At 61.2% G+C, this 11169-nt stretch carries 11 protein-coding genes; all 11 read left to right on the top strand.

What is annotated here, in order from left to right; genetic code table 11:
* Positions 1–138 precede the first annotated feature (138 nt).
* The 11 genes from fliS (at position 139) to fliJ (ending at position 11043) form a co-directional block, all read left to right on the top strand.
* On the top strand, positions 139–528 hold the full coding sequence (fliS, locus tag Q7C20_RS10565; protein WP_078738390.1) for a flagellar export chaperone FliS: 390 nt from the start codon (positions 139–141) through the stop codon (positions 526–528).
* Between the two features lie 24 nt (positions 529–552).
* Positions 553–849, top strand: coding sequence for a flagellar protein FliT (locus tag Q7C20_RS10570; RefSeq protein ID WP_348055585.1), 297 nt, complete (start codon positions 553–555; stop codon positions 847–849).
* Positions 850–1019: 170 nt separating this feature from the next.
* Positions 1020–2495 (top strand): sigma-54 dependent transcriptional regulator, encoded by a 1476-nt coding sequence (locus Q7C20_RS10575; RefSeq protein ID WP_348055583.1) that lies wholly within the window; start codon positions 1020–1022, stop codon positions 2493–2495.
* A gap of 109 nt (positions 2496–2604) precedes the next feature.
* On the top strand, positions 2605–3816 hold the full coding sequence (locus Q7C20_RS10580) for a PAS domain-containing sensor histidine kinase (protein WP_375067188.1): 1212 nt from the start codon (positions 2605–2607) through the stop codon (positions 3814–3816).
* A 7-nt stretch (positions 3817–3823) separates the two neighbouring features.
* Positions 3824–5203 (top strand): sigma-54-dependent transcriptional regulator, encoded by a 1380-nt coding sequence (locus Q7C20_RS10585; RefSeq protein WP_375067172.1) that lies wholly within the window; start codon positions 3824–3826, stop codon positions 5201–5203.
* A gap of 130 nt (positions 5204–5333) precedes the next feature.
* Entirely contained in the window at positions 5334–5663 is a 330-nt protein-coding gene (gene fliE / locus Q7C20_RS10590; protein ID WP_017735206.1) for a flagellar hook-basal body complex protein FliE, read from the top strand.
* Between the two features lie 16 nt (positions 5664–5679).
* Positions 5680–7455: a flagellar basal-body MS-ring/collar protein FliF gene (gene fliF / locus Q7C20_RS10595; protein ID WP_375067174.1), complete on the top strand. Its 1776-nt coding sequence runs from the start codon at positions 5680–5682 to the stop codon at positions 7453–7455.
* The gene (fliG, locus tag Q7C20_RS10600; protein ID WP_003230967.1) at positions 7448–8467 is read left to right on the top strand and encodes a flagellar motor switch protein FliG; all 1020 of its coding nucleotides are present in this window, start codon (positions 7448–7450) and stop codon (positions 8465–8467) included. Before fliF ends, fliG begins: the two co-directional genes overlap by 8 nt.
* A 10-nt stretch (positions 8468–8477) precedes the next feature.
* Positions 8478–9242, top strand: coding sequence for a flagellar assembly protein FliH (gene fliH / locus Q7C20_RS10605; protein WP_348062033.1), 765 nt, complete (start codon positions 8478–8480; stop codon positions 9240–9242).
* Positions 9232–10590, top strand: coding sequence for a flagellar protein export ATPase FliI (fliI, locus tag Q7C20_RS10610; RefSeq protein WP_348062032.1), 1359 nt, complete (start codon positions 9232–9234; stop codon positions 10588–10590). The genes fliH and fliI overlap by 11 nt, the downstream gene beginning before the upstream one ends.
* A 3-nt stretch (positions 10591–10593) precedes the next feature.
* A complete protein-coding gene (gene fliJ, locus Q7C20_RS10615; RefSeq protein ID WP_348062031.1) occupies positions 10594–11043 on the top strand; it encodes a flagellar export protein FliJ in 450 nt (149 codons plus the stop codon).
* Positions 11044–11169 lie beyond the last annotated feature (126 nt).

The following is an 11169-nucleotide window of genomic DNA, read 5'->3' on the forward strand; positions in this document are numbered from 1 at the left end:
ATGAGGCCGTCCGGCGAGGTGAATGCCTCTGCCGGGCGTGACCTTCGCCAGATCACCGGGTTAAAGTTTTTTGCGACCCAGTCGACATATTAGTCAGAGCCCATCCTATTTAGCTGTCGCCTGTCACGAGGTAGAAACATGAATCCCATGAGAGCCCTTCGCCAATACCAGAAGGTCAATTCCCATGCCCAGATCTCCGAAGCCAGCCCGCACCGTCTGGTGCAGATGTTGATGGAAGGCGCGCTGGATCGCATGGCTCAGGCCAAGGGCGCCATGGCTCGTGGTGATATCGCGCAAAAAGGCCTGCTGCTGGGCAAGGCGATCGACATTCTGATCGGTTTGCGAGACGGCCTGAACCCGGAAAAAACCGAAGACCCGGCCGCTTTGCAGCAACTCGACAATCTGTATGCCTATATGACCACGCGCCTGCTGGAAGCCAACAGCAAGAGCGATGTCGCCATGATCGACGAAGTAGCCGGCCTGATGATTACGCTCAAGGAAGGCTGGGACGGTATTGCAACACTGTAGGCCCTGCGGCCTGAGGATGATGTCATGAGCCACGCCCTGCAACGTATTGACGAGACCCGCGACGCCTTGGTCGACGCATTGGCTGAACGTAACTGGGACGCCATTGGCGAACTGGATCTGGGCTGCCGTGCCGTGATCGATGAGGCGCTGAACAATGCGCCGGTGGACGAGGACGCGCTGCGCGAGAAACTGCAGAGTTTGTTGGCGGTGTATCAGCAGTTGCTGGAGGTAACGACCGGCGAGCGCCAGGCGATTTTCGAAGAGATGTCACAGATCAATCGCGCGCAAAGTGCGTCGAAGGTTTACCATCTGTTCGGCTGAACGGGCTCAGTTAATCCTCACGCGCGTCATAAATTTGACTGCGCGCGATTTTTTGACTTAACTAGTGTTGTTTTCAGATTTCAGACGGTTGTAACGCAGAAAATGCCTACGACCTTCTAGATTGCCCTCGGCTCCAGGGTATGTGAGTTAACTAGGGAAGTTGCTATTGCATGTGGCGTGAAACCAAAATTCTGCTGATTGATGACGATAGCGTCCGTCGCCGCGATTTGGCGGTGATTTTAAATTTTCTCGGAGAAGAAAATTTACCCTGCGGTAGCCAGGATTGGCAGCAGGCGGTCAGCTCTTTGTCGTCAAGCCGTGAAGTCATCTGCGTACTGATCGGGACGGTGAGTGCTCCAGGTGCAGTTTTAGGCCTGTTAAAGACACTGTCGACCTGGGATGAGTTCCTTCCCGTGTTGCTGATGGGCGATATTTCTTCCGTCGACCTGCCGGAAGACCAGCGCCGCCGCGTACTTTCCAACCTGGAAATGCCGCCCAGCTACAGCAAACTGCTTGATTCCCTGCACCGTGCCCAGGTGTACCGTGAGATGTACGACCAGGCCCGCGAGCGTGGGCGTCACCGCGAACCCAACCTGTTCCGCAGCCTTGTCGGCACCAGCCGTGCGATCCAGCACGTGCGCCAGATGATGCAGCAAGTGGCTGACACCGACGCAAGCGTGCTGATCCTCGGCGAGTCCGGCACCGGCAAGGAAGTGGTCGCGCGCAACCTGCACTATCACTCCAAGCGTCGCGACGGGCCTTTCGTGCCGGTCAACTGCGGGGCGATCCCGGCAGAGCTGCTGGAAAGCGAACTGTTCGGCCACGAGAAGGGCGCCTTCACCGGCGCGATCACCAGCCGTGCCGGGCGTTTCGAGCTGGCCAATGGCGGCACCCTGTTCCTCGACGAAATCGGCGACATGCCGCTGCCGATGCAGGTCAAGCTGCTGCGGGTTCTGCAAGAGCGCACGTTTGAACGCGTGGGCAGCAACAAAACCCAAAGCGTCGACGTGCGCATCATCGCCGCGACCCACAAGAACCTCGAAAGCATGATCGAGGTCGGCAGCTTCCGCGAAGACTTGTACTACCGCCTCAACGTATTCCCGATCGAAATGGCCCCGTTGCGTGAGCGCGTGGAAGACATCCCGTTGCTGATGAACGAGCTGATCTCGCGCATGGAGCACGAAAAGCGCGGCTCGATTCGCTTCAACTCCGCCGCAATCATGTCCTTGTGCCGCCACGGCTGGCCGGGCAACGTCCGCGAGCTGGCCAACCTGGTGGAGCGCATGGCGATCATGCACCCCTACGGTGTTATCGGCGTGGTCGAGTTGCCGAAGAAATTCCGCTACGTCGACGACGAAGACGAGCAACTGGTCGACAGCCTGCGCAGCGACATGGAAGAGCGCGTGGCGATCAACGGCCACACGCCGGACTTCGGCTCCACCGCCATGTTGCCGCCCGAAGGCCTGGACCTTAAAGACTACCTGGGCAACCTCGAACAGGGGCTGATCCAGCAAGCGTTGGACGACGCCAACGGCATCGTCGCACGCGCCGCCGAGCGCCTGCGCATCCGTCGAACCACCTTGGTGGAGAAGATGCGCAAGTACGGTATGAGCCGTCGAGAAGGTGATGAACAGGCAGATGATTGACGCCTGTTTTTTAAACTACTGAAATTTCAGTAGTTTTTTTTCGGCACGGGTATTGCTACAGCCCTCGCAACGTTCCGTTTAACTGACGGTCAGCCAGCGAGAGAGCATGATGCCCCACGCCGCCCAACATTCTTCGGCCCCCGATCTTGCAGGGCTAATCCCTTCTGTAGAGCAGCAAAGCCGACAGGGGCTTGAACAGGCCTTTTCGCTGTTCAGCCAGATGTCGAGCCAATTGACTGACTCCTACGGTTTGCTGGAGGCTCGGGTTTCCGAGCTCAAAGGCGAGCTGGCCGTGGTCAGTGCCCAACGCATGGAAGAACTGGCCGAGAAAGAGCGCCTGGCTAACCGCCTGCAAAACCTGCTGTCGCTGCTGCCCGGCGGCGTGATCGTCATCGACGATCAAGGCCGCGTGCGCGAAGCCAACCCGGCCGCCGTCGACATGCTCGGCCTGCCGCTGGAAGGCGAGCTGTGGCGTGAAGTCATCACCCGCTGCTTTGCGCCGCGTGAAGATGACGGCCACGAAATCTCCCTGAAGGACGGGCGCCGCCTGTCTATTGCCACCCGTTCGCTGGACGCAGAGCCAGGCCAACTGGTGCTGCTCAATGACCTGACTGAAACCCGTCACCTGCAAGACCAGCTGGCGCGCCATGAGCGCTTGTCTTCGCTGGGGCGGATGGTCGCTTCTTTGGCGCATCAGATCCGCACGCCGCTGTCGGCCGCGTTGATCTACGCCAGTCATTTGACTGATGAGCAATTGCCCGCCGCGACCCACCAACGTTTTGCTGGCCGTCTCAAGGAGCGCCTGCATGAGCTGGAGCACCAGGTTCGCGACATGCTGGTGTTTGCCCGCGGCGAATTGCCCCTGACCGATCGCATCACGCCCTCGGCATTGATGCAGTCCCTGCAAGCGGCCGCCGCCACCCATGTTCAGGAAGCGCACGTGCGCTGGCAGTGCGACAGCCACCTCGGCGAGTTGCTGTGCAACCGTGACACGCTGGTCGGCGCCTTGCTCAACCTGATTGAAAACGCTACCCAGGCCAGCGGCCCGGGCGCGCGGCTCAAAGTGCACCTCTATACCCGCGAGCAAACCCTGCGCCTGTGCATCAGCGACAGTGGCAGCGGCATCGACCCGGTGGTGCTGCGGCGCCTCGGCGAACCCTTTTTTACCACCAAAACCAACGGCACAGGCCTGGGCCTGACCGTGGTCAAGGCAGTGGCGCGTGCCCATCAGGGAGAATTGCAACTGCGCTCCCGGTTGGGTCGTGGCACGTGTGCATTGATGACCTTGCCGCTGTTTTCAGGCGCGGCAAGCGCGGAGTAACAGGATTATGGCTATCAAGGTTTTATTGGTTGAAGACGATCGCGCCCTGCGTGAAGCATTGGCTGACACGCTGCTGTTGGCGGGCCATGACTACCGGGCGGTCGGTTCGGCCGAGGAAGCCTTGGAGGCGGTTGAGAAAGAGCCTTTCAGCCTGGTGGTCAGCGACGTGAACATGCCCGGCATGGACGGCCATCAGTTGCTCGGCCTGTTGCGTGCGCGTCAGCCGCAGCTGCCGGTGTTGCTGATGACGGCGCATGGCGCTGTGGAGCGGGCGGTGGACGCCATGCGCCAGGGCGCTGCAGATTACCTGGTCAAACCCTTCGAGCCCAAAGCCTTGATCGAACTGGTCGCCCGGCATGCCCTCGGCGTTCTCCCGGCGACTGACGGTGAAGGCCCGATTGCCTTTGAACCGGCCAGCGCCCAGCTGCTGGAACTGGCAGCCCGGGTGGCGCGCAGTGATTCCACGGTGCTGATCTCCGGCGAGTCCGGCACCGGCAAGGAAGTGCTGGCGCGGTATATCCACCAGCAATCCAGCCGCGCCAAGCAACCGTTTATCGCGATCAACTGCGCGGCCATTCCCGACAACATGCTCGAAGCCACTTTGTTCGGGCATGAAAAGGGCTCGTTCACCGGCGCCATCGCGGCCCAGGCCGGCAAGTTCGAACAGGCCGACGGTGGCACCATTCTGCTCGACGAAATTTCTGAAATGCCTCTCGGCTTGCAGGCCAAGTTGCTGCGCGTGCTGCAGGAGCGCGAAGTCGAGCGGGTTGGCGCACGCAAGCCAATCCAGCTGGATATCCGCGTGGTCGCCACCACCAACCGCGACCTGGCGGGCGAAGTGGCGGCGGGGCGCTTCCGTGAAGATCTGTTCTACCGGCTGTCGGTATTCCCGCTGGCCTGGCGCCCGCTGCGTGAACGCACGGCAGACATCCTGCCGCTGGCCGAGCGCTTGCTGAACAATCACGTCAAAAAAATGAAGCACGCCCAGGCGCGCCTGTCCGCCGACGCCGAGGCCTGCCTCATAGGCTACCCGTGGCCCGGCAACGTGCGAGAGTTGGACAACGCGATCCAGCGCGCGCTGATTTTGCAGCAGGGCGGCCTGATCCAGCCCCAGGATTTCTGCCTGCCCATGGCCAATGGCGTTGCGCCGTTGCCCAGCCTGGCGCCGGCACCTGTGGCGGTGGCTGACACCGAGTCTGGCGGTGCCTTGGGCGACGACCTGCGTCGCCGTGAATTCCAGATGATCATCGACACCCTGCGCTCCGAACGCGGCCGCCGCAAAGAAGCGGCCGAGCGCCTTGGCATCAGCCCGCGCACCTTGCGCTACAAGCTGGCGCAGATGCGCGACGCCGGAATGGACGTGGAAGCCTACCTTTTCGCTACTTGAAAAAGCGTGGGCCGACAGGGTTTGTCGCCTTTTCTTACCAGTCGCCACGGAGCTGGCACCCTTGTTGCTACTACCCCCAGTAACCGCTGCGTAGTGTCAAAAAATTGCGGGTCGTCGGAGAGAGAAGGTCATGAGCCAGGGTATTGAGTTCAATCGGTTGATGTTGGATATGCGCTCCATGCAAATGGATGCCATGGCTCAACCGAAATCCGTCGCGCAAGCGCCGGAATTGGGCCAAAGCAGTTTTGCCGACATGCTCGGTCAGGCAATTAACAAAGTCAGTGATACCCAGCAAGCCTCGAGTCAGTTGGCGACCGCCTTCGAGATCGGTAAAAGCGGCGTGGACCTCACCGATGTGATGGTCGCCTCGCAAAAGGCCAGCGTTTCCTTCCAAGCCTTGACCCAAGTGCGTAACAAGCTGGTTCAGGCTTATCAAGACATCATGCAGATGCCGGTTTAAGGACGAGATTTAAGTCATGGCAGAAGCAGTCGTGGACAACGTACCCGCCAAGGCAGCCGGCAAGCCGCCGCTGTTTGGCCTGTCGTTCCTGGAAAACCTCTCCGAAATGACCATGTTGCGTCAGGTGGGCCTGATGGTCGGCCTGGCTGCCAGCGTGGCGATTGGTTTTGCCGTGGTGTTGTGGTCGCAGCAACCTGATTACCGCCCGCTGTACGGCAGCCTGGCCGGCATGGATTCCAAGCAAATCATGGAAACCCTGGCCGCCGCCGACATCGCTTACACCGTCGAGCCCAATTCCGGCGCCTTGCTGGTCAAGGCCGATGACGTGGCCCGCGCGCGCATGAAGCTCGCCGCGGCTGGCGTGACGCCGTCCGACAGCAACATCGGTTTTGAAATTCTCGACAAGGACCAGGGCCTGGGAACCAGCCAGTTCATGGAAGCCACGCGCTACCGCCGTGGCCTTGAAGGCGAACTCGCACGCACCATCTCCAGCTTGAACAACGTCAAGGGCGCCCGTGTGCACCTGGCGATTCCGAAAAGCTCGGTGTTCGTGCGCGATGAACGCAAGCCGAGCGCTTCGGTGTTGGTTGAACTGTTTTCCGGCCGCTCCCTGGAGCCTGGCCAGGTATTGGCGATCATCAACCTGGTGGCCACCAGCGTTCCCGAATTGAGCAAGTCGCAAATCACCGTGGTCGACCAGAAGGGCAACCTGCTGTCCGACATGGCGGAAAACTCCGCGCTGACTCAGGCCGGCAAGCAGTTCGACTACAGCCGTCGCATGGAAAGCATGCTGACCCAGCGCGTGCACAACATCCTGCAACCGGTGCTGGGCAATGACCGCTACAAGGCTGAGGTGTCCGCCGACGTCGACTTCAGCGCCGTTGAGTCGACCTCCGAGCAGTTCAACCCCGACCAGCCCGCGCTGCGCAGCGAGCAGTCCACCAGCGAACAACGCACCGCCAGCAATGGCCCGCAAGGTGTGCCGGGTGCCCTGAGCAACCAGCCGCCCGCGCCAGCCTCGGCCCCGCAAACCACCGGCGGCGCGGCTGCCAGCGCCGGCGCAATTGCCGCAGGCCAGCCATTGTTGGACGCCAACGGCCAGCAGATCATGGACCCTGCCACCGGCCAGCCGATGCTCGCGCCGTACCCGGCGGACAAGCGTAACCAGTCCACCAAGAACTTCGAACTTGACCGTTCCATCAGCCATACCAAACAGCAGCAGGGCAAAATAAATCGCCTGTCGGTGTCGGTGGTGGTCGATGACCAGGTCAAGGTCAACGCCGCAGACGGCGCCGTCACCCGTGCGCCGTGGAGCGCCGACGAATTGGCGCGCTTCACTCGCCTTGTGCAGGACGCCGTCGGTTTTGACGCCAGCCGTGGCGACAGCGTCAGCGTAATCAACATGCCGTTCTCCGCCGAGCGCAGTGAAGTGGTCGCCGACCCGGCGTTCTACACACAGCCATGGTTCTGGGACATCGTCAAGCAAGTGCTGGGTGTGTTGTTCATCCTGGTGCTGGTGTTCGGTGTGTTGCGCCCGGTGCTCAACAACATCACCGGTCATGGCAAAAAACAGCTGGCACTGGCCGGTGGCGACGTGGAGTTGGGTGGCATGGGCGGCCTGGATGGCGAACTGGCCAACGACCGCGTCAGCCTCGGCGGCCCGCAAAGCATCCTGTTGCCAAGCCCGAGCGAAGGTTACGACGCTCAGTTGAACGCAATCAAAAGTCTGGTAGCAGAAGACCCGGGCCGTGTGGCTCAGGTCGTGAAAGAGTGGATCAACGCAGATGAGTGATAATCGAGCCGCTGTAGCCAAACTCTCCCGGGTCGACAAAGCCGCCGTGCTGTTGCTGTCCCTTGGAGAAACCGACGCCGCCCAAGTGCTGCGCCACATGGGCCCCAAAGAGGTCCAGCGCGTCGGCGTGGCCATGGCGCAGATGCGCAATGTGCACCGCGAGCAAGTCGAGCAGGTGATGAGCGAGTTCGTCGAGATCGTCGGCGACCAGACCAGCCTCGGCGTCGGGTCCGACAGCTATATTCGCAAGATGCTCACCTCGGCCCTGGGCGAAGACAAAGCCAACGGCCTGATTGACCGAATCCTGTTGGGCGGCAACACCAGCGGCCTCGACAGCCTGAAATGGATGGAACCGCGCGCCGTTGCCGACGTGATCCGCTACGAGCACCCGCAGATCCAGGCGATCGTGGTGGCGTATCTGGACCCGGACCAGGCCGGTGAAGTGCTCGGCCACTTCGACCATAAAGTGCGCCTGGACATCATCCTGCGCGTGTCGTCGCTGAACACCGTGCAGCCGGCGGCCCTGAAAGAACTCAACACGATTCTCGAGAAGCAGTTCTCGGGCAATTCGAACGCCTCGCGCACCACCCTGGGCGGCATCAAGCGTGCGGCCGACATCATGAACTTCCTCGACAGCTCGGTCGAAGGTCAGTTGATGGACTCGATCCGCGAGATCGACGACACCCTGTCCGGCCAGATCGAAGACCTCATGTTCGTCTTCAACAACCTCTCCGATGTCGACGACCGTGGCATTCAGGCGCTGTTGCGCGAAGTGTCTTCCGACGTGTTGGTGCTGGCCCTCAAGGGCTCGGACGAAAACGTCAAAGAGAAGATCTTCAAGAACATGTCCAAGCGTGCGTCCGAACTGCTGCGCGACGACCTGGAAGCCAAGGGCCCGGTACGCGTCAGCGACGTGGAAACCGCTCAGAAGGAAATCCTCACGATTGCCCGCCGTATGGCCGAAGCCGGAGAAATCGTTCTCGGCGGGAAGGGCGGCGAAGAAATGATCTAAGGCGCGCCCCATGTCGAACAAAGATGAGGCACCCAGCGATCTGATTCGCGCGCGGGATGTCGGCGGGTTCGACATTTGGTCGTTGCCCAGCTTCGACCCGCACCAGCCGGAACCCGAGCCTGAACCGGTCGAAGAACCGCCTGCGCAAATGGAAGAAGTGCCGCTGGACGAAGTCCAGCCACTGACCCTCGAAGAATTGGAAGCCATCCGCCAGGAGGCCTACAACGAGGGCTTCGCGGCGGGCGAAAAAGACGGTTTTCGCAGCACCACGCTCAAGGTCCGACAGGAAGCCGAAGTGGCGCTGAGCGCCAAGCTCGTCAGCCTGGAACGCCTGATGAGCGTGCTGTTCGAGCCGATTGCCGAGCAAGACTCGCAGATCGAAAAAGCCATGGTCGGCCTGGTCGAGCACATCACGCGTCAAGTCATTCAGCGCGAACTCGTGCTGGACTCCAGCCATATCGAAAGCGTGATGCGTGAAGCCCTCAAACTGCTGCCCCTGGGCGTTGGCAATGTGCGGCTGTACATCAACCCCCAGGATTTCGAACAGGTCAAAGCCCTGCGCGAGCGCCATGAAGAAACCTGGCGCATCGTCGAAGATGCTGCGCTGCTGCCCGGCGGTTGCCGCGTAGAAACCGAACACAGCCGCATCGATGCCACGGTGGAAACCCGCATCAGCCAGATCATGGCCAAGCTGCTCGATCAACAACATGAGCAAGCCCTGAACCCGGCCGAGCCTGACCTGAGCGTTGACCTGGACGCCCCCGATGCGCCTTGATCGCACCAGCTTCGCCAAGCGCCTGGGCAGTTACGCCGAGGCCGTCGAGTTGCCCGGCCAGCCGATCCTCGAAGGGCGCCTGTTGCGCATGGTCGGCCTGACCCTCGAAGCCGAGGGCCTGCGCGCCGCCATGGGCAGCCGTTGCATGGTGATCAACGACGACAGCTACCACCCGGTGCAAGTCGAAGCCGAGGTGATGGGCTTTTCCGGCAACAAGATTTTCCTGATGCCCGTGGGCGGCCTGGCGGGCATCGCTCCCGGCGCCCGCGTGGTGCCGCTGGCCGACACCGGCCGCCTGCCCATGGGCATGAGCATGCTTGGCCGCGTGCTCGACGGCGCCGGCCGCCCCCTCGACGGCAAAGGCAGCATGAAAGCCGAAGACTGGGTACCGATGGACGGCCCGACCATCAACCCGCTCAACCGCAATCCGATCAGCGTGCCGCTGGACGTGGGCATTCGCAGCATCAACGGTTTATTGACGGTCGGTCGCGGCCAGCGTCTGGGCCTGTTCGCCGGTACTGGCGTGGGTAAATCGGTGCTGCTGGGCATGATGACGCGCTTTACCGAGGCCGACATTATTGTGGTCGGGCTGATCGGTGAGCGGGGCCGTGAGGTGAAGGAGTTCATTGAGCACAGCCTTGGTGAAGAAGGCCTCAAGCGCTCGGTGGTGGTCGCGTCCCCAGCCGACGATGCGCCGTTGATGCGTTTGCGCGCCGCCATGTACTGCACACGCATCGCCGAATATTTTCGCGACAAGGGCAAAAACGTCCTGTTGCTGATGGATTCACTCACTCGTTTCGCCCAGGCCCAGCGGGAGATTGCCCTGGCCATCGGCGAGCCGCCGGCCACCAAAGGCTATCCGCCGTCGGTGTTTGCCAAGCTGCCCAAATTGGTTGAGCGCGCCGGTAATGCCGAGGCCGGCGGTGGCTCGATCACCGCGTTCTACACCGTGCTGTCTGAAGGCGATGACCAGCAAGACCCGATTGCCGACTCGGCGCGGGGCGTACTCGATGGGCACATTGTGTTGTCGCGGCGCTTGGCTGAAGAAGGGCATTACCCGGCTATCGACATTGAAGCTTCGATCAGCCGGGTGATGCCGGCAGTGGTCACGCCTGAGCACATGGCCCGTGCGCAACACTTCAAACAATTGTGGTCACGTTATCAGCAGAGTCGCGATTTGATCAGCGTCGGTGCTTATGTGGCCGGTGGTGATCGCGAGACTGACTTGGCGATTGCCCTGCAGCCGCAGCTGGTGTCTTACCTGCGCCAGGGCCTTAACGACAAGATCAGCATGGGTGAAAGTGAAGCGCACCTGGGCTCGATCTTCGCGCCGGCGCCGGGCGGTTAAGCCATGGCCAGCACGCGTTCTTCGCGCTTGGCGCCGGTGGTGGACATGGCTGAAAAGGCCGAGAAAGCGGCTGTGCAACGCTTGGGGTATTTTCAGGGGCAGGTGCGTTTGGCAGAGAGCAAGCTGGGCGACCTTGAGCGCTTTCGGGGTGAGTACCAGCAGCAGTGGATTGAGCGGGGCAGCAAGGGCGTGTCGGGGCAATGGTTGATGGGGTATCAGGGGTTTCTCAATCAGCTGGAGACCGCTGTCGGCCAGCAGCGTCAGAGTTTGGCTTGGCATCAGAATAATCTTGATAAAGCGCGTGAAAGTTGGCAAGCGGCGTTTGCGCGGGTTGAGGGGTTGCGCAAGTTGGTGCAGCGTTATATCGACGAGGCGCGGGCGCTTGAGGATAAGCGTGAGCAGAAGCTGCTCGACGAACTGTCGCAGCGGCTTCCGCGGCAGTCGCAGTTCTGATGATCAGAATCGGGGGGCTGTCGGTGTACATATCCTTTGTTTTTGTAACGGCTGATATGGGTTCCGCTCTTACAGCGGGTCACTTTTGGCAAACGCCCCAAAAGTAACCAAAAGGTCTTCGCCCCA

The organism is Pseudomonas sp. AMR01 (assembly GCF_041946035.1).
Taxonomy (GTDB): domain Bacteria; phylum Pseudomonadota; class Gammaproteobacteria; order Pseudomonadales; family Pseudomonadaceae; genus Aquipseudomonas; species Aquipseudomonas antarctica_B.